This window comes from Streptomyces nidicola, assembly GCF_050106155.1.
In the GTDB taxonomy this organism is placed as follows: Bacteria; Actinomycetota; Actinomycetes; order Streptomycetales; family Streptomycetaceae; genus Streptomyces.
The window spans coordinates 6722599-6740115 of the sequence record NZ_JBNBPI010000001.1; the positions used below are offsets into that span (position 1 = coordinate 6722599).

18 protein-coding genes are annotated in these 17517 nt (G+C 70.5%); 13 read left to right on the forward strand and 5 right to left on the reverse strand.

Annotation, left to right across the window (positions count from 1 at the left end; genetic code table 11):
- Nucleotide 1: 1 nt before the first annotated feature.
- The gene (locus tag ACOKM3_RS30295) at nucleotides 2-829 is read right to left on the reverse strand and encodes a class I SAM-dependent methyltransferase (protein WP_426904181.1); all 828 of its coding nucleotides are present in this window, start codon (nucleotides 827-829) and stop codon (nucleotides 2-4) included.
- A gap of 364 nt (nucleotides 830-1193) precedes the next feature.
- Here ACOKM3_RS30295 and rpsA point away from each other — a divergent pair, with 364 nt between their 5' ends.
- From rpsA to ACOKM3_RS30325, 6 genes are all read left to right on the forward strand, one after another.
- On the forward strand, nucleotides 1194-2714 hold the full coding sequence (gene rpsA / locus ACOKM3_RS30300; protein ID WP_426904182.1) for a 30S ribosomal protein S1: 1521 nt from the start codon (nucleotides 1194-1196) through the stop codon (nucleotides 2712-2714).
- Nucleotides 2715-3064: 350 nt separating this feature from the next.
- Nucleotides 3065-4591 carry a flavin monoamine oxidase family protein gene (locus ACOKM3_RS30305; protein ID WP_426904183.1) on the forward strand — a complete coding sequence of 509 codons (1527 nt, stop codon included), beginning with the start codon at nucleotides 3065-3067 and terminating at the stop codon, nucleotides 4589-4591.
- A 105-nt stretch (nucleotides 4592-4696) separates the two neighbouring features.
- Nucleotides 4697-5635 (forward strand): PAC2 family protein, encoded by a 939-nt coding sequence (locus ACOKM3_RS30310; RefSeq protein ID WP_426904184.1) that lies wholly within the window; start codon nucleotides 4697-4699, stop codon nucleotides 5633-5635.
- A gap of 23 nt (nucleotides 5636-5658) precedes the next feature.
- A complete protein-coding gene (gene coaE, locus ACOKM3_RS30315; RefSeq protein ID WP_426904185.1) occupies nucleotides 5659-6267 on the forward strand; it encodes a dephospho-CoA kinase in 609 nt (202 codons plus the stop codon).
- Nucleotides 6264-6656 (forward strand): hypothetical protein, encoded by a 393-nt coding sequence (locus tag ACOKM3_RS30320; RefSeq protein WP_426904186.1) that lies wholly within the window; start codon nucleotides 6264-6266, stop codon nucleotides 6654-6656. Before coaE ends, ACOKM3_RS30320 begins: the two co-directional genes overlap by 4 nt.
- A gap of 116 nt (nucleotides 6657-6772) precedes the next feature.
- Nucleotides 6773-7135: a tetratricopeptide repeat protein gene (locus ACOKM3_RS30325; protein ID WP_426904187.1), complete on the forward strand. Its 363-nt coding sequence runs from the start codon at nucleotides 6773-6775 to the stop codon at nucleotides 7133-7135.
- A 6-nt stretch (nucleotides 7136-7141) separates the two neighbouring features.
- Here ACOKM3_RS30325 and ACOKM3_RS30330 read toward each other — a convergent pair whose 3' ends face one another.
- Nucleotides 7142-7423, reverse strand: a complete 282-nt coding sequence (locus tag ACOKM3_RS30330) for a DUF6343 family protein (protein WP_426904188.1) — start codon at nucleotides 7421-7423, stop codon at nucleotides 7142-7144.
- A gap of 112 nt (nucleotides 7424-7535) precedes the next feature.
- Between ACOKM3_RS30330 and ACOKM3_RS30335 the strand changes: the two genes are divergently transcribed.
- Complete coding sequence (locus ACOKM3_RS30335; RefSeq protein ID WP_426904189.1) at nucleotides 7536-8216, forward strand: methyltransferase; 681 nt, start codon at nucleotides 7536-7538, stop codon at nucleotides 8214-8216.
- Between the two features lie 76 nt (nucleotides 8217-8292).
- On the opposite strand, the gene ACOKM3_RS30340 is transcribed toward ACOKM3_RS30335, so the two are convergent.
- Nucleotides 8293-8733: an RNA-binding S4 domain-containing protein gene (locus tag ACOKM3_RS30340; protein ID WP_426904190.1), complete on the reverse strand. Its 441-nt coding sequence runs from the start codon at nucleotides 8731-8733 to the stop codon at nucleotides 8293-8295.
- Nucleotides 8734-8873: 140 nt separating this feature from the next.
- Between ACOKM3_RS30340 and ACOKM3_RS30345 the strand changes: the two genes are divergently transcribed.
- The 5 genes from ACOKM3_RS30345 to pip are packed head-to-tail and all read left to right on the forward strand — an operon-like array spanning nucleotide 8874 to nucleotide 14795.
- Nucleotides 8874-10250 (forward strand): M20/M25/M40 family metallo-hydrolase, encoded by a 1377-nt coding sequence (locus ACOKM3_RS30345; RefSeq protein ID WP_426904191.1) that lies wholly within the window; start codon nucleotides 8874-8876, stop codon nucleotides 10248-10250.
- Nucleotides 10247-11779 carry a YfcC family protein gene (locus ACOKM3_RS30350; RefSeq protein WP_426904192.1) on the forward strand — a complete coding sequence of 511 codons (1533 nt, stop codon included), beginning with the start codon at nucleotides 10247-10249 and terminating at the stop codon, nucleotides 11777-11779. Before ACOKM3_RS30345 ends, ACOKM3_RS30350 begins: the two co-directional genes overlap by 4 nt.
- A gap of 17 nt (nucleotides 11780-11796) precedes the next feature.
- Nucleotides 11797-12540 (forward strand): uracil-DNA glycosylase, encoded by a 744-nt coding sequence (locus ACOKM3_RS30355; protein ID WP_426904193.1) that lies wholly within the window; start codon nucleotides 11797-11799, stop codon nucleotides 12538-12540.
- A 9-nt stretch (nucleotides 12541-12549) separates the two neighbouring features.
- On the forward strand, nucleotides 12550-13752 hold the full coding sequence (locus ACOKM3_RS30360) for an MFS transporter (RefSeq protein ID WP_426904194.1): 1203 nt from the start codon (nucleotides 12550-12552) through the stop codon (nucleotides 13750-13752).
- Nucleotides 13753-13793: 41 nt separating this feature from the next.
- Complete coding sequence (gene pip, locus ACOKM3_RS30365) at nucleotides 13794-14795, forward strand: prolyl aminopeptidase (RefSeq protein ID WP_426904195.1); 1002 nt, start codon at nucleotides 13794-13796, stop codon at nucleotides 14793-14795.
- Here the strand turns inward: pip and ACOKM3_RS30370 are convergent.
- A complete protein-coding gene (locus tag ACOKM3_RS30370; protein ID WP_426904196.1) occupies nucleotides 14773-15186 on the reverse strand; it encodes a (2Fe-2S) ferredoxin domain-containing protein in 414 nt (137 codons plus the stop codon). The genes pip and ACOKM3_RS30370 overlap by 23 nt on opposite strands.
- Nucleotides 15187-15206: 20 nt before the next feature.
- Entirely contained in the window at nucleotides 15207-15875 is a 669-nt protein-coding gene (locus ACOKM3_RS30375; protein ID WP_426904197.1) for a GntR family transcriptional regulator, read from the reverse strand.
- Between the two features lie 146 nt (nucleotides 15876-16021).
- Here ACOKM3_RS30375 and ACOKM3_RS30380 point away from each other — a divergent pair, with 146 nt between their 5' ends.
- Nucleotides 16022-17473 carry an NCS1 family nucleobase:cation symporter-1 gene (locus ACOKM3_RS30380; protein WP_426904198.1) on the forward strand — a complete coding sequence of 484 codons (1452 nt, stop codon included), beginning with the start codon at nucleotides 16022-16024 and terminating at the stop codon, nucleotides 17471-17473.
- Nucleotides 17474-17517 lie beyond the last annotated feature (44 nt).

Sequence of the window (17517 nt, forward strand, 5' to 3'; positions counted from 1 at the left end):
GTCAGTCTCGCTCGCACACGAAGATCGACGTACCCGGGATCAGGTTCCCACGCAGCGGCGACCAGCCGCCCCACTCCTGCGTGTTCCACTCGGGCCACTCCGGCTCCACGAGGTCGACGAGCCGGAAGCCGCCCGCCACCACGTCCCGCACCCGGTCCCCGACGGTCCGGTGGTGCTCGACGTACACGGCCCGCCCCTCCTCGTCCTGCTCCACATAAGGAGTGCGGTCGAAGTACGAGGCGGAGACGGACAGGCCCTCGGGGCCCGGCTCGTCGGGGAACGCCCAGCGGATCGGGTGCGTGACGGAGAAGACGAACCGACCGCCGGGCCGCAGCACGCGGTGCACCTCGCGCAGCACCTGCACCTGGTCCGCGATGAAGGGGAGCGCCCCGTACGCGGAGCAGGCCAGGTCGAAGGAGCCGTCCTTGAAGGGGAGCACCCCGGCGTCCGCCTCCACGAGCGGCACCTTGCCGCCGTCGATGCGCAGCGCGTGCTGGAGCTGCCGGTGCGAGAGGTCGAGGGCGACGGGGCGCGCGCCCTGGGCGAGCAGCCAGCGCGAGCACTGCGCGGCGCCCGCCCCGATCTCCAGGACGTCCTTGCCCGCGAGGTCGTCGAGCGGACCGAGCAGCTCGGCCTCCATCTCGTCGAGCCCCTCGGGGCACCACACGAAACGGTCGTCGCCGAGGAACGTGCCGTGCTCCACCTGGTAGTCGTCCGCGTTCCTGTCCCACCAGCCGCGGTTGGCCCGCGAGCTCTCCGCGGTGTCCGCGTCCCGCCGGGTCGCCGTCGACTCGTCGTCGACCGTAGAGGGGGAGTCGTGCGCTTCCATAGGTCCGGACTCTTGGATGATCGGCTCCCTCGTAATAATGTGCGGGCCTTGCGGTGTGAGTGGCCTCGCGTGACGGCTTTTCTGCCGGGTATGCGGCGATCCGCCCCGGGTGTGCGCCTTCGCGCATTGACCCTGTCGGGCTGCCCCCGTATGCTACAAGTTGCGCTGCGGGCCTGCGCACCTCGGACATAGCAGGCTGTGCTCGCATCTGTTGCATGTCCCCTCGGTTGATCGAGGCGCCACCGGTTCCTTCGGGAAGTTCGGATTCGGCGCTTCCAAGGCTGTCCGGCTTCTTCAGAGCGAAACGGGCTCCCGGCGTAGCAGTACCCACCGACTTTCAATGTCCGCCGGAGCCCTTTCCCACATGACGAGCAGCACCGAGACCACCGCCACCACCCCGCAGGTTGCGGTCAACGACATCGGTAACGAGGAAGCTTTCCTCGCCGCCATCGACGAGACGATCAAGTACTTCAACGATGGCGACATCGTCGACGGCGTCATCGTCAAGGTTGACCGGGACGAGGTTCTCCTCGACATCGGTTACAAGACCGAAGGTGTCATCCCGAGCCGAGAGCTCTCGATCAAGCACGACGTCGACCCGAACGAGGTCGTGGCCGTCGGCGACGAGATCGAGGCCCTGGTTCTCCAGAAGGAGGACAAGGAAGGCCGTCTGATCCTGTCCAAGAAGCGCGCTCAGTACGAGCGTGCCTGGGGCACGATCGAGAAGATCAAGGAAGAGGACGGGATCGTCACCGGTACCGTCATCGAGGTCGTCAAGGGTGGTCTCATCCTCGACATCGGCCTCCGTGGCTTCCTGCCGGCCTCCCTCGTCGAGATGCGCCGCGTTCGCGACCTTCAGCCTTACGTGGGCAAGGAGCTCGAGGCGAAGATCATCGAGCTGGACAAGAACCGCAACAACGTGGTCCTGTCCCGCCGTGCCTGGCTCGAGCAGACCCAGTCCGAGGTCCGCCAGACGTTCCTCACCACCCTGCAGAAGGGTCAGGTCCGCTCCGGCGTCGTTTCCTCGATCGTCAACTTCGGTGCCTTCGTGGACCTGGGTGGCGTCGACGGTCTCGTCCACGTCTCCGAGCTCTCCTGGAAGCACATCGACCACCCGTCCGAGGTTGTCGAGGTCGGCCAGGAAGTCACCGTCGAGGTTCTCGACGTCGACATGGACCGCGAGCGTGTCTCCCTGTCGCTGAAGGCGACGCAGGAAGACCCGTGGCAGCAGTTCGCCCGTACGCACCAGATCGGCCAGGTCGTTCCCGGCAAGGTCACGAAGCTGGTTCCGTTCGGTGCGTTCGTCCGCGTCGACGAGGGCATCGAGGGTCTGGTCCACATCTCCGAGCTGGCCGAGCGCCACGTGGAGATCCCGGAGCAGGTCGTCCAGGTCAACGACGAGATCTTCGTCAAGGTCATCGACATCGACCTCGAGCGTCGCCGCATCAGCCTCTCGCTGAAGCAGGCCAACGAGGCCTTCGGCGCCGACCCGTCGGCCGTCGAGTTCGACCCGACCCTGTACGGCATGGCCGCGTCCTACGACGACCAGGGCAACTACATCTACCCCGAGGGCTTCGACCCCGAGACCAACGACTGGCTCGAGGGCTTCGACACCCAGCGCGAGGCCTGGGAGACCCAGTACGCCGAGGCGCAGCAGCGCTTCGAGCAGCACCAGGCTCAGGTCATCAAGTCCCGCGAGGCCGACGCTCAGGCCGAGGCCGAGGGTGCCGCGGCTCCCGCCGGTGGTGCGGCTCCGGCCGCCTCCGGTGGCAGCGGTGGCGGCGGCGGTTCGTACTCCTCGGAGACGGCCGACAACTCCGGCGCGCTCGCCTCGGACGAGGCGCTTGCCGCGCTTCGCGAGAAGCTGGCGGGGGGCCAGAGCTGAAACGCTCTGCGCTAGCAGGTAGTTAGCGGTGGGGCTCGCACCTTTGGGTGCGGGCCCCACCGTTGTTTTTTTGCCCTGGGCCACATTGGGGTGGGTCGTTGGCTGTGTGACGTCAGGCGTGGTTGCGCGCGCAGTTCCCCGCGCCCCTTAAGTACCCGCCCCAAGGGAAACGTGGGGGATACACCAAGTGGGGGTGGGGTGTAACAAGGCGTTGGCACGATCCCCGGGTCGTTGAGGTCGAGTGCGATCTGAGGGGAGCCGGGGTCATGGCAGCAGCACAGGCAAACGTTGGTGGCAGTAGTCGGCGGGCGTTTTTGCGGAGTGTGGGGGTCAGTGGGGGAGCCGGGGCCATGTTCGCCACCATGGGGGCGCTCGGGCTCGCGCCCACCGCGCAGGCGGCGCAGCGTGAACTGCCTTATCGGGCGCCGCGGTCGGGGGACTTCTCGCTGAGCGGTCGCGGCGCCGCGAAGGTCGTGATCGTGGGTGGCGGCATCGCCGGGCTCGCCACCGCGTACGAGCTGGGCAAGGCCGGCTACGACTGCACGGTCCTGGAGGCCAGGGGCCGGACCGGTGGGCGCAACTTCACGGTGCGAGGCGGCGATTCGACCGTCGACACGTACGGGAACAAGCAGACCGCCCGGTTCAGCGACGGGCAGTACATGAACGCGGGGCCGGCGAGACTTCCGCAGTGGATGGTCACCCTGGATTACTGTCGTGAACTCGGCGTGCCCATCGAGGTGTTCACCAATACGAATGCTGACGCGTATCTCTTCAACGAGGGCGCAGGGATGACGAAGCCCGTGCGGTACCGGACCGCCAAGGCCGACGTCTACGGGTATGTGAGTGAGCTGCTCGCGAAGGCCTCCGACAAGGGAGCCCTGGACAAGGAGCTGACCGCCGCCGACCAGGATCGGCTCGTGGAGTTCCTGAAGGACTTCGGGTCGCTGGGGGACAAGCTCAGCTACGAGGGCAGTGATCGGCGCGGGTACTCCGCGGTGCCGGCCGCGACCGGGGCGCCGGGCACGGTGCTCGGGGACGTGCCGTCCGCGTCCGAGGTGTTCGCCAGTGGGGTCGGGCGCTACTTCTCCTTCGAATTCGGCTTCGACCAGGCCATGTTGATGTTCCAGCCGGTCGGCGGGATGGATCAGATACCGAAGGCGCTGACGAAGGCGATCGGCGCGGAGCGGATACGGACCGGGGCCGTCGTCGGGAAGATCACGGACAAGGGGGACGGAGTCTCCGTCACGTATACGCAGGGCGGGCGGACCCGGGTCGTCGAGGCGGACTACTGCGTGGGCGCGCTGCCGCCCAACATCCTCGCCAAGATCCCGCACAACCTCGGCTCCGGCGTGCAGAGCGCCCTGCAGGCCATCACACCGCAGTCCGCGGGGAAGATCGGCCTGGAGTACCGGAGCCGCTGGTGGGAGACCGACCACCGGATCTACGGCGGCATCACCGAGACCGATATGGACCTCAGCCACATCTGGCACCCGTCGTACGGGTTCCACGGCGAGCGCGGCCTCATGATCGGCTACTACAACTACGACGCGGATGCCGACAAGTACGCGAAGCTCAGCCCCGCGGCGCGCGAGGCGCGGGCCGTCGCGCAGGGCGTGAAGATCTACGGCGAGAAGTACCGGACCGAGCTGGCGACCTCGTTCTCGCACCACTGGCGGCAGACCCCGCACCTGGAGGCCGCCTGGCACGACACCCCCGGCGGGCCCGACGACCCCCGCTACAAGCCGCTCAACGAGCCGACGGGCCGCGTCTACTTCGCCGGCGACTGGCTCAGCTACACGGACGCCTGGCAGCACGGGGCGTTCACCTCGGCGCGGCGGGCGGTCGGCAAGCTGCACGCGCGCGTGATGGCCAACTGACGCGCTGCTTATGTTCGTAAGAGGCTGCTGAGAATGGGTGCGGGCGGGAATGCCCGCACCCGTTCCGTGCGTTCTTGTGGTGGAACACGAGGAGGAGCGGTCACTGTGCTTGATCCGCAGGAACTGTATTCATGGGAGCCGAAGGGGCTCGCCGCCGTGGACATGGCGCTTGCCCAGGAGTCGGCCGGGTTGGTCATGCTCTACCACTTCGACGGATACATCGACGCCGGTGAGACCGGCGACCAGATCGTCGAGCGGCTCATCGACTCGCTGCCGCACCAGGTGGTGGCCCGCTTCGACCACGACCGGCTCGTGGACTACCGGGCCCGCCGCCCGCTGCTCACGTTCCGCCGCGACCGGTGGACCGAGTACGAGGAGCCGGTGCTGGAGGTGCGGCTCGTGCAGGATGCGACGGGTGCGCCGTTCCTGCTGCTCGCCGGGCCCGAGCCGGACGTCGAGTGGGAGCGTTTCGCGGCCGCCGTGCGGCAGATCGCGGAGCGGCTCGGGGTGCGCCTCGCGGTGAACTTCCACGGGATCCCGATGGGCGTCCCGCACACCCGCCCCGTCGGCCTCACCCCGCACGGCAACCGCACCGACCTGGTGCCGGGGCACGCCAGCCCCTTCGAGGAGGCGCAGGTGCCGGGCAGCGCCGCGGCCCTCGTCGAGTACCGCCTCATGGAGGCCGGGCACGACGTCCTCGGCGTCGCCGCGCACGTCCCGCACTACATCGCCCGCTCCGCGTACCCGGACGCCGCGCTGACCGTCCTGGAGGCGATCACGGCGGCGACCGGCATGGTGCTGCCGGGCGTCGCGCACGGGCTGCGCACGGACGCGCACCGTACGCAGACGGAGATCGACCGGCAGGTGCAGGAGGGCGACGAGGAGCTGGTCTCCCTGGTCCAGGGCCTTGAGCACCAGTACGACGCGTCCGCGGGAGCGGACCAGCGGGGCAACATGCTGGCGGAGCCGATGGACATCCCGTCGGCGGACGAGATCGGCCAGGAGTTCGAGAAGTTCCTGGCGGAACGCGAGGGCGACGCCTGATCACAGGCCCTAAGCTTCCGCTTATGTTGAAGGTGGGGCTGACCGGCGGAATCGGTGCCGGCAAGAGTGAGGTGTCACGGCTGCTCGTGGAGCGGGGGGCCGTGCTGATCGACGCCGACAAGATCGCGCGGGAGGTGGTCGAGCCCGGGACCGAGGGGCTCGCGGCCGTCGTCGAGGCGTTCGGCACCGGGGTGCTCGCCGCGGACGGGAGCCTGGACCGGCCGAAGCTCGGCTCGGTCGTGTTCGCGGACTCCGACAAGCTGGCCACGCTCAACAAGATCGTGCACCCGCTGGTCGGCACCCGCTCCGCCGAGCTGGAGGCCACTGCGGGCCCCGACTCCGTCGTCGTCCACGACGTGCCACTGCTCACCGAGAACGGTCTTGCCCCGCTCTACGACCTGGTGATCGTCGTCGACGCGAGCGCCGGGACCCAGCTCGACCGCCTCACCCGGCTGCGCGGCATGAGCGAGGAGGACGCGCGGGCCCGGATGTCCGCGCAGGCCACCCGCGAGAAGCGGCTGGAGCTCGCCGACATCGTGATCGACAACGACGTACCGCTGGAGCGGTTGAGGGCGCGGGTCGACGAGGTCTGGGCGGAGCTGGCGCGCCGGGCGCGTGCCGCGACCGCGTGATCGTCCTCGCCGCCTGCACCGCGCTCGGCGGCCTGGTGGCGCTGGTCGCGGGCGCCTACGGACTTCAGCGCAGCCGTCGCGTGCGGGACGCGGGGAACATCGCGCAGGCCCTCGTCAAACCGCCGCAGCCGGGGTCGGAGCGGCCGCTGCTCCAGTTCGAGACGGGCGACGGGCGGGTCGTCGAGGTCGTCTCCCCGGTGCCGCCCAGCAAACGGCGGCCGCTGCCCGCCGGCGGGGTCGTCAGCGTCGCGTACGACACCGAGGACCCGCGCGAGACCGTGCTGCTCGGGGGCGAACGGCCCGGCGTGGACCGTGCCTTCATGATCGCCGGAGCCCTGCTCGTGCTCGTGGGCATGGTGCTCACCGTGTCACTGAGCCGCTCGCGCTGATCGCACCGCGTGTTCGGGCCCGTGGTCCGTGCACGTGTTCTCCGTGGGGGCCGCGGGCAGGAATAGCCCCTACGGTCCATGGTGTTGACCTTGTCGACACCAGGAGGAGGTTCGTCGTGCCCGATGCCACCCCGGAGACGCACGTCATCGACTATCGCGCCGCCGAGCAGCTCTTGGCCGCGCGCGATCCGCGCGGAGCGGTGAAGCTCCTGGACGACGTGCTCGCCGTCTACCCGGAGCACACGGCGGCCCGGCTGCTGCGGGCCCGCGCGTTCTTCGCCGCCGCGCAACTGCGGGCGGCCGAGCTGGAGTTCACGATCGTCCTGGAGCGCGAGCCGGACAACGCGTTCGCGCACTTCGCGCTTGCCAGGACGTACGAGCGGTGGTCGCGCCCGCAGCAGGCCCGGCGGCACTTCCGCCTCGCCGCCGCGCTCGACCCGCAGCCGGACTACCTGGCGGCGGCCCGCTTCGACGACTGAGGTCCGCTACCGGGGCTTGTGGTACGGCGGAACGTCCCGGCCCGGCTGGTAGTGCGGGCCCTGGCGGATGTGCCGAAGGATCATGAACAGGTCGACCGTCGTGATCAGCCACAGGATTCCGCAGGCCAGCGCCCACCACGGACGGTGCGCGAGCAGGAACGCGACGGTGCCGAAGACGGTCCACACCAGCCCGAACAGTGCCAGGCCGAGCCGCAGGCGCAGCGGGCTGCGGGCCGTGACCGGCTCGTCACCGGTGCGGACGAAGTGCGGCGGGGGCGTCGGGCGCATGGTCACCATCCCCTCGGGGTGCGGCACCTCCCAGCATGCCACTCACGGGTGAAGCGGCGTAGGGCGGGAACGGGGCCCGCGGGCGGTTCGTTGGGCCTGCATGGGTCTTGAGATGCGTACGGGATACGAGGGCACGGGGCCGGGCGCGATCACGCCGGACGGCTGTGCCGTGGAGCTGTACTCGCGGCTCGCGGTCGAGGACGAGCCGGATGTCGTCGCGGACGCCGTGCCCGCCGGAGCGACCCTGCTGGAACTCGGCTGCGGGGTCGGCCGCGTGACGCATCCGCTCGTCGAGCGGGGGTTTCGGGTGACGGCGGTGGACGAGTCGCCTCAGATGCTGGAGCGGGTCCGGGGTGCGCGTACCGTGCGTAGCGCCATCGAGAGACTCGACCTCGGTGAGACGTTCGACGCGGTGCTGCTCGGGTCCATCCTCGTCCACACCGGGGACGCGGACGTGCGGGCGGGGATGCTGGCCGCCTGTCGGCGCCATGTGGCGGACGACGGCTGCGTGTTGATCCAGCGCGAGCGGCCGGGGGCGCACGAGGGGCTGCCGCGTGAGGTGACCGGGCCCGGTGGCGGGTTCACGATCCGCAAGCTCTACTCGGAGCCGGTCGGTGACGGGGTGAGGTCGGTGAAGGTCGAGTACGTGTTCCCGGATGCGGTGTGGACGCAGACGTATCGGGCCCGTCCGTTGACCCCGGAGGAGTTCGAACAGGCCTTGGGGCGGGCCGACTTGAAGGTTGACCGGGTGCTGACGGAGGACGGGGCGTGGGTGCGGGCCGTCCCGGCGTGACGGCCCCTGCGGGGCTTGATATGGCTCAATCGCCGCCGGGGGGGCGTGAAGTGGCTCAAGTGCCTGAGGCGGAGGCCTAGTTGGGCCCCTGCCCCTGGCCGAAGATGTCGCGCAGGCGTTCCAGTTCCCGGCGGTCGCGCTTCGTCGGGCGGCCCGTGCCGCGGTCGCGGATGGGGACCGGGGCGATCGCCTCGCGCGGGGGCGGCGGCGGGGAGTTGTCGACGTAGGCCTCGGCGGCGACCGGCGCCCCGACCCGCTTGCGGATCAGACGCGTGACCTTCACCAGGCGCTCGCGCTCGCCGGGCCGCCGCACCCGCACCTCGTCGCCGATGCGCAGCGCGTAGGCGGGCTTGACGCTCGTCCCGTTGACCTTGACGTGTCCGCCCTTGCAGGCCGCGGCGCCCGCCGAGCGGGTCTTGACCAGGCGTACCGCCCAGATCCAGCTGTCGACCCGCACGCTTCCGCCGCCGCCCGACCCGTCCGGCGCCTGTGGTGTCCCCGGTGTCTGCGATGCCATGCGTCCGACGATAGCCCCGCCTGTGCTCCGCCCCGAACCCGTTGTCGCGACCCCTCGGCGAGCCCCGGCCGAACCGCCCCCGCTCAGCCCGGATAATCCGGGCGAAAAGCGCGTAATCGACAGCGAGGGGCACACGAGACATGGACGGCACGGATGCCATCGACCCGACCGGCGACCCACGGGCCGCGGTCGACCGACTGATGGACGGGCTGCGGTCCGACCTGGAGCGGCTGGCCGCCATCCCGTCCATTGCTTTCCCCGGCTACCCGGAGGAGCCGGTGCGCGAGGCACACGACCTGCTCGTCGGGCTGCTGCGGGACGCGGGCGTGGAGCGCATCGAGACCCTCGACCTGCCCGACACCGCGCCGGTGATCTTCGGCGAGATCCCGCCGCCCACGCCCGACGCCCCGACCGTCCTGCTCTACTCCCACTACGACGTGCAGCCGCCCGGCGACGAGAGCCTGTGGAAGTCGCCGCCCTTCGAGCCGACCGAGATCGAGGGCGGGCTGCGGGCCCGTGGTATCGCGGATGACAAGTCGAATGTCATCGCGCACCTGGGCATGCTGCGGGCTTTTGGCGGCCGCCCGCCCGTCGGCGTCAAGATCGTGTTCGAGGGGCAGGAGGAGTACGGCAGCCCCTTCGACGGCTATCCGCCGACCGACCCCGAGCGGTTCGCCTGTGACGCCATGGTCATCGCCGATCTCGGCAATCTCCGGCCCGGCACCCCGACCCTCACCACCGGCCTGCGCGGCGCCGCGGAAGTCACCGTCGAGGTCCGCACGCTCGAAGAGGCCCGCCACAGCGGCGAGTTCGGCGGCGCGGCCCCCGACGCCCTGCTCGTCCTCCTCAAGGCCCTGTCCACGCTGCACGACGTGCACGGGGACGTCGCCGTCGAGGGGCTGCGCCGCGACCGGTGGACCGGCGCCGGCTACACCGACGAGGAGTTCCGGGAGCTCGCCGGCGTCGCGGAGGGCCTCCCGCTGCTCGGCAGCGGCACCCTCGGCGAGCGCCTCTGGAGCGGTCCCGCGATCACCGTCATCGGCCTCGACGCACCGAGCGTGGCGGGCGCCGCGTCGGCCGTCGTCCCGCACGCCCGCGCCAAGCTGAACCTGCGCTTCCACCCCCAGCAGGACCCGCGCGAGGCCCAGGACCTCCTCGTACGGCACCTGCGATCGCTCAAGCCCTTCGGCGTCGCGCTCACCGTCACGCCCGGTGACACCGGGCCCGGATACGAGGCGGACACCGGTGGCCCCGCCTACCGCGCCGCCCGCGCCGCGCTCAAGGAGGCGTGGGGCACCGACGCCTCGTACGTCGCGACCGGCGGCTCCATCCCGCTGGTCAACGGCCTCGCGCAGGCCGCGCCGGGCGCCGAGGTGCTGCTCTTCGGCGCGCAGGACAACCTCTGCAACCTGCACGCCCCCAACGAACGCGTCCTGTTCTCCGAACTGCACGCCACGGTCGTCGCGATGTGCGCGTTCGTGCGGGAGTACGCGGCCGACTTCCGGAGCCGCTCATGAGCACCGCGAACACCACCGAGGCCCCCGAACAGCCCCCGGCCAAGAGGAAGTTCACCTTCCCCAGCGCCCTCACCGTGCTCGCCGTCGTCACGATCGCGATCTGGCTGCTCGCGTTCCTGATCCCGTCGGGGGAGTACGACAGGAACGGTGAGGGCGCGCCCGTCGAGGGCACGTATCAGCGCGTCGACTCCGGGCAGTCCTTCGTCGACCGCCTCAACGACCTGTTCCTCGCCCCCGTCAACGGCCTTTACGGCATCCAGGACCCGAAGACCGCCCTCGTCTCGCCCGACAACTCCGGTGATCTGTACGGCAGTGCGGGCGTTTTTCTGTTCGTGCTCGCGATCGGCGCGTTCATCACCGTCGTCTTCGCGACCGGCGCCCTCGACCGCGGTATCGGCCGCCTCGCCCACCGGCTGCGCGAGCGCGGTGCGCTGCTCATCGCGGGCGTCATGGCCGTCTTCTCCGTACTCGGCACGGTCGAGGGCTTCGCCGAGGAGACGCTCGGCTTCTACGGCCTGATCGTGCCGCTGATGCTCGCGCTCGGCTACGACCGGATGACGGCGGTCGGCGCGATCATCCTCGGAGCGGGCGTCGGCGTGCTGTGCTCGACGGTCAACCCGTTCGCGACCGGCGTCGCCTCCTCGGCCGCCGACATCTCACTGGGCGACGGCATCGCGCTGCGGTTCGCGATGTGGATCGTGCTGACCGGGGTCACCATCGCGTACGTCATCCGTTACGCGAAGCGGGTGCGGAGCGATCCGGCGCGCTCGGTCTCGGGCTTTCTGCCGGGGGACCGGGACCTCGACGAGACGGCCACCGAGGCGGCCGATGTGCCCGAACTGACCGGTCTGCACATGGGTGTTCTGGTCGCCACGGCGCTGGTCTTCGCCTTCATGATCTTCTCGGTGGTGCCCTGGGCGAGCGCCCTGACCGGCGACGCCGAAGCGATCCCGTACGGCTTCGAACTCGACTGGTCTTTCCCGCAGTTGGCGGCGCTGTTCCTGGTCGCGGCCGTGCTCGTGGGGATCGTCGCGCGGATGGGGGAGCAGAAGCTCAGCTCGACGATCGTCCAGGGCGCCGCCGACTTCGTCTCGCCCGCGCTCGTCATCCTGCTCGCTCGCGGCGTCACGGTCATCATGAACAACTCGAAGATCACGGACACGGTGCTGCACGCGATCGAGGGCGTCGTGAAGGGCACCGCGTCCGGCGTCTTCGCCATCATCGTCTTCCTCGTGAACCTGCCGCTCGCCTTCCTCATCCCGTCCACGTCCGGGCACGCCACCCTCGCCATGCCGATCCTCGCGCCGCTCGCCGACTTCGCGGACGTCTCGCGTGCGGTCGTCGTCACCGCGTGGCAGGCGGCCAGCGGCTGGATGAACCTGTGGGTGCCGACGACCGCCGTCACCATCGGCGGCGTGGCCCTCGCCAAGGTCGGCTACGACAAGTACCTGCGGTTCGTGTGGCCGCTGCTGGTGATCCTTTTGGTGCTGATCTGCGTGTTCGTCGCGTTGGGGGCCGCGTTCACGTAGCCCCTATCGTCGGGTGCATGGACGGTCTCGGTGAACTCGACGAGCGGATCAGCGGCTGCCGGGCCTGCCCGCGGCTCGTCGAGTGGCGGGAGAGCTGGCAGCGGGGAGGAATCGCGCGCACCAAGCGGGCCGCCTTCGCCGACTGGACGTACTGGGGGCGCCCGGTGCCCGGCTTCGGCCCGCACGACGCGCCGCTCCTGATCGTCGGCCTCGCGCCCGCCGCGCACGGCGCCAACCGCACGGGCCGGATGTTCACGGGGGACCGGTCCGGCGACGTCCTCTACCGGGCCCTGTACGACATCGGGCTCGCGTCCCGGCCGGACGCCGTGAGCGCCGACGACGGGCTGACCCTGCACGGCGTCCGCATCACGTCGCCCGTGCACTGCGCGCCTCCCGCCAACAAGCCGACGCCGGCCGAACGCGACACCTGCCGCCCCTGGCTGGTCCAGGAGCTGCACCTGCTGCGGCCCACCCTGCGCGCGGTCGTCGTGCTCGGCGCGTTCGGCTGGCAGGCCGCGCTGCCGGCGTTCGCCGAGGCCGGCTGGACGGTGCCGCGCCCACGCCCCACTTTCGCCCACGGCGCCCGCGTCGACCTGGACGGACTGGAACTCTTCGGCTGCTTCCACGTGAGCCAGCGCAACACCTTCACCGGCCGGCTCACCCCGGAGATGCTGCGCGGCGTACTGCGGGACGCGGCGCGCGCCGCCGGGCTCCACCCGTTCGGCCCAACTCCGCAGGCTGGGGGCCCGCCCGCTTCCTAGCGTGGCCGTGTGGCAGCACAGACAGCGCAGGAGACGACGTCCAAGCCGCCCGCGGCGGCCTACCGCAACCTCATCGTGGCGACCGTGGGCTTCGCGCTCACGTTCTGGGCATGGAATCTCATCGCCCCGCTCGGCAGCGCCTTCGGCGAGTCCCTGGGGCTCAGCTCGTTCGAGCAGTCCTTCCTGGTGGCCGTGCCGGTGATCGTCGGCTCGCTGGGCCGGATCCCGGTCGGCGCCCTGACCGACAAGTTCGGCGCCAAGTTGATGTTCCCGCTGGTCACCGCGGCGACGATCATCCCCGTGCTGCTCGTGACCGTGGCCAGGGACTCGTATCTCGCCATGGTCCTCGTCGGCTTCCTGCTGGGCCTCGGCGGCACCACGTTCGCCATCGGGGTGCCGCTGGTGAACTCCTGGTTCCCGCCCGCCAAGCGCGGCGCCGCGGTCGGCATCTTCGGCATGGGCATGGGCGGTGTGGCGCTGTCCGGGTACTTCACGCCGCGCATCGCCAAGCACGGCGAGAACCTGCCGTTCTACATCGTCGCGATCGCGCTCGCCGCGTACGTCGTGGTCGCCTGGTTCCTCATCAGCGACCGCCCCGACCGCGTCATCCCCACCACCTCGCTCGGCGAGCGCCTCGGCGATGCCGGGAAGCTGCGGGTGACCTGGGAGCTGTCGGCGCTGTACGCGATCGGCTTCGGCGGCATCGTCGCGTACGGCACCTATCTGCCCACGTACCTGAAGACCTGGTACGAACTCGACCCCGTCGACGCCGGTACCAAGGCCGCCGGGTTCGCCCTCGTCACCGTGATCTTCCGGCCCATCGGCGGCTGGCTCTCCGACCGGATCCACGCGGCGATCGTCACCGCCTGCGCGCTCGGGGTGGTCGCGCTGTTCGCCATCGTGCAGGCCTTCGACCCGTCTCTGGCGCCCGGTGGCACGTTGGACCTGCTGGTCATGGCGGCGGGCCTCGGCACCGCGAGCGGCAGCGTCTTCGCCCTGGTCGCACAGGTCACCCCACCGTCCCAGGTCGGCTCGGTCACCGGCATCGTCGGCGCGATCGGCGGTCTCGGCGGCTTCGTCCCGCCGCTGGTCATGGGCGCGATCTACAGCGCGCAGAACTCGTACTCCATCGGCTTCATGCTCCTGTCCGACCTGGCACTCGCCGGTTGCGTGTATGCGTACGGGCGGATGCGCGGCATCAAGGTCCATTGACTCCGAGGCGGCGCGCGGCGGGCGGGGAGTAGGTTCGCCGGATGCCTCTGTATGCGCCTCTCGAACCGTATGCCCAGGGTCTGTTGGACGTGGGTGACGGCAACCGGATCCACTGGGAGACCTGCGGAAATCCGCGGGGCAAGCCCGCCGTCGTGCTGCACGGCGGGCCCGGCTCCGGGGCCGCGCCCTTCACCCGGCGGCTGTTCGACCCGGAGCGCTACCGGATCGTGCTGCTCGACCAGCGTGGCGCGGGGCGTTCCACGCCGCCGGCGAGCGCGTACGACACCGACATGAGCGTCAATACGCTGCCGAAGCTGATCGCCGACCTGGAGCTGCTCCGCGCCCACCTCGGTATCGAGCGCTGGCTGGTGTGGGGCGTGTCCTTCGGGTCCGTGCTGGCCCTGCGGTACGCGCAGACGCACCGGGACGCCGTCTCCGAACTGGTCCTGACGGGCCTGGCGACGGGCAGCCAGGAAGAAGTCGACTTGTTGACGCGGGGCCTCGGCACGGTGTTCCCGGAGGCGTTCGCCGCGTTCCTCGACGGGCTGCCCACCGGCGAGCGGGACGGCGATCTCGCGGCCGCGTACAACCGGCTCCTGGAGTCGCCCGACCCGGCCGTGCGCGAGCGGGCGGCGCTCGCCTGGACCGACTGGGAGACGGCGTGCGTCTCGCAGCCGCCGCGCTCCGTCCCCCGCTACCAGGACCCGGACTTCCGGTACGGCTTCGCCCGCACCGTCACGCACTACTTCTCCCGCAACCACTTCCTCGACGGGCCCGACACGGTGCTGCGCGACCTGCCGCTGCTGAAGGGGCTTCCGGCGGTGATCGTCCAGGGGAAGGTGGACCTGGGCAACCTGCTCGGCATCCCGTGGCGGCTCGCGCAGGCCTGGCCGGACGCCGAGCTGATCGTCGTGGACGAAGCGGGGCACAACGCGGGTGCGCCCGGCATCACCGATGAACTGGTCGCGGCCCTGGACAGGGTCGGCGGGCCGGGCGGCCGGTCCAGTGGGCCCGATCGGCTCAGCGGGAGCGGCGCCGCCTGACGCGCTCGCCCTGCGCCTCGATGAACTGCAGTTCCAGGGCGATCGGGGCGGGCGCGAGACCGGGCCCGCCGGCCTCCGCCCACGCCAGGACCTCGTCGGTCGCGTCGTCGCCCATCGACCAGCCGATCCACGTGGCCTTCCCGCCGCGGGCGCGGCCCTGGGCGGAGGGCTGGAGGACGACGACGTTCGCCTGGTCGCACGGCCCCAGGCAGTCGACGACGCGCACGGCGAACCGCCCCTGCGAGGCCCGCGCGGCCGCCTGCCAGCGCTCCAGCTGCCAGTCGTGGTCGTAGCCGGGGTACTTGCGGGCGTCGCCGCAGCAGCAGCCCCGGCACACGACGAGGGTGCAGGGGCGGGTGCGGGCGGCGCCGATGAGGGTGGTGGCTGGCACGGGTTCGAGTACTCCTGCTGTTACGCGGTCGGGTCGTCGTCGCCGAAGAGATGGCGCACGGTGAAGCGGTGATTGGTGCGGACGTGGGTGAGGGCGACGGCCCGCGCCCGCTCGGCGTCGCCGCCGGCCATCGCCTCGTACAACTCCCGGTGTTCGACGAGCTGTTGGGCCCATTCCTCGGCGCGCCGGGTGAGCCAGCGCAGCCGGCCGCTGACGGGCTGCATCACGGACACGATGAGCTCGTTGCGCGCCATCTCCAACAGCCGGTCGTGGAAACGGGAGTTGACGTCCGTGTTGGTCTCGGCGTCGCCCTCGCGCGTGGCCCGCGTGGCCCGTTCGAGCAGCCCTTCCAGCTCCTTGAGGTCGTCCGGGGTGGCCCGCTCGGCGGCGAGCCCGGCGGCGTAGACCTCCAAGGCCTCGCGCAGCTCGTACAGTTCGGTGACATCGGTGCGGGTCAGGGTGCGCACGACGGCCCTGCGGGGCGTCTCGTACGTCACGAAGCCCTCGGCGAGCAGCGCCCGGATCGCCTCGCGGACGGGGACCCGGGACACCCCGAAGCGCTCGGCGAGCTCCCGCTCGACGAGCCGGTCGCCCGGCCGCCGGTGCCCGCCGATGATGTCCTCGCGCAGGGCCGCGAGCACGCGCTCGCGCACCGCGCCCAGGGGCTCCACCGATCCTGCCGTCGTCATGGGTCCATCTTCGTCGATGTCCCCGAGGGGCAGGGGAAGCGGGGTGGATTTACGGAGATGTAACCGCACGGACATTGCCGGGCGGTGTCGGCAGCGGGACCATCGCGCGGTATTGGTATACCAAACCTTCTCGCCGGAGGAGCGCCATGTCCGTGGCCGAGCCAGTGCGTCCCCAGTCCCTCACCCCTGTGCCGCCCGATCCGCGCCTGACCAACGAGGACCTGGCGCCGGCCCGCGAGCGCAAATGGAAGGTCTACGACCTCTTCGCCCTGTGGATGTCCGACGTCCACAACCTCGGCAACTACACGTTCGCCGCAGGCCTGTTGGTGCTCGGCCTCAACGCCTGGCAGGTCTTCACCGCACTGCTCATCGGCTTCGTCCTGATCTACATCGGCTGCAACGCGATGGGCCGCATCGGCCAGCGCCACGGCGTCCCGTTCCCGGTCGTCAGCCGGATCAGCTTCGGCGTCTGGGGAGCGAACATCCCGGCGCTCGTCCGGGCCGTGATCGCCATCATGTGGTACGGAATCCAGACGTACCTGGCGTCGGTGGCGGTGAACGTCATGATCCTGGCGGCGTTCCCGGAAACGAAGCCATGGACGCACCACTCCTTCCTCGGCCTGCACGCCCTGGGCTGGGCCTCCTTCCTGCTCCTCTGGCTGGTCCAGTCCCTGATCATCACGCGCGGCATGGAGTCGGTCCGCAAGTTCCAGGACTTCTGCGGCCCCGCGATCTGGGTGGTGATGCTCGCGCTTGCGATCTGGATCTGGGCGAAGGCCGGCTGGACGATCTCCCTCACCTCGACCCCACACCCGGTCTCCACGGGCGAACAGTTCCGCCAGTGGTTCGGCGCGATCGGCCTGATCCTCGCGACGTACGGCACCCTGATGCTCAACTTCTGCGACTTCTCCCGCTTCGCTCCGGACTACCGGACGGTGAAGCGCGGCAACTTCTGGGGCCTGCCGATCAACTCAACCGCCTTCGTCGTCCTTTCCGTTGTCGTCACGGCGGGCAGCGTGGAGGTCTTCGGCGAGGCGATCACCGACCCGGCGATGCTGGTGGCGAGGATCGGCAACACGTGGGTCCTGGTCTTCGGCGCCCTGACCTTCGCGATCGCCACGATGGGCGTGAACATCGTCGCCAACTTCGTGTCCCCGGCGTACGACTTGGCGAACGTCTGGCCGCAGAAGATCACGTTCAAGGTGGGCGGCGCGATCTCGACGGTACTGGCCCTCCTGGTCACGCCATGGAACCTCTACTCGAACCCGGACGTCGTGAACTACTTCCTGGGCGGCCTCGGCGCGTTCCTGGGCCCACTCTTCGGCATCCTGATGCTCGACTACTTCTGGGTGAAGCGGGGCCGGGTGGACACGGAGGCCCTCTTCGACGCACGACCGGGCTCCCGCTACTACTACCGCCACGGGGTGAACCCGAAGGCCCTGGCGGCGTTCGTCCCGTCGGCGGCGCTGGCGGTGGTGCTGGCGTTGGTCCCGTACTTCGACTCGGTGGCGGCGTATTCGTGGTTCATCGGGACGGCGGTGGGGGCGGGGGTGTATGGGGTGGTGTGCCGGCGGGAGCGGGCGGAGGGCGTGGTGTGATCGGCCATGCGGGCTCAGGCGAACCGTTGACCAGCGGACGCGGC

Coding starts and splice junctions, on each gene's coding strand:
- ACOKM3_RS30295 (WP_426904181.1), bottom strand. CDS start 829: ATGGAAGCGCACGACTCCCCCTCTACGGTCGACGACGAGTCGACGGCG.
- rpsA (WP_426904182.1), top strand. CDS start 1,194: ATGACGAGCAGCACCGAGACCACCGCCACCACCCCGCAGGTTGCGGTC.
- ACOKM3_RS30305 (WP_426904183.1), top strand. CDS start 3,065: ATGTTCGCCACCATGGGGGCGCTCGGGCTCGCGCCCACCGCGCAGGCG.
- coaE (WP_426904185.1), top strand. CDS start 5,659: ATGTTGAAGGTGGGGCTGACCGGCGGAATCGGTGCCGGCAAGAGTGAG.
- ACOKM3_RS30330 (WP_426904188.1), bottom strand. CDS start 7,423: ATGCGCCCGACGCCCCCGCCGCACTTCGTCCGCACCGGTGACGAGCCG.
- ACOKM3_RS30335 (WP_426904189.1), top strand. CDS start 7,536: ATGCGTACGGGATACGAGGGCACGGGGCCGGGCGCGATCACGCCGGAC.
- ACOKM3_RS30340 (WP_426904190.1), bottom strand. CDS start 8,733: ATGGCATCGCAGACACCGGGGACACCACAGGCGCCGGACGGGTCGGGC.
- ACOKM3_RS30345 (WP_426904191.1), top strand. CDS start 8,874: ATGGACGGCACGGATGCCATCGACCCGACCGGCGACCCACGGGCCGCG.
- ACOKM3_RS30350 (WP_426904192.1), top strand. CDS start 10,247: ATGAGCACCGCGAACACCACCGAGGCCCCCGAACAGCCCCCGGCCAAG.
- ACOKM3_RS30355 (WP_426904193.1), top strand. CDS start 11,797: ATGGACGGTCTCGGTGAACTCGACGAGCGGATCAGCGGCTGCCGGGCC.
- pip (WP_426904195.1), top strand. CDS start 13,794: ATGCCTCTGTATGCGCCTCTCGAACCGTATGCCCAGGGTCTGTTGGAC.
- ACOKM3_RS30375 (WP_426904197.1), bottom strand. CDS start 15,875: ATGACGACGGCAGGATCGGTGGAGCCCCTGGGCGCGGTGCGCGAGCGC.
- ACOKM3_RS30380 (WP_426904198.1), top strand. CDS start 16,022: ATGTCCGTGGCCGAGCCAGTGCGTCCCCAGTCCCTCACCCCTGTGCCG.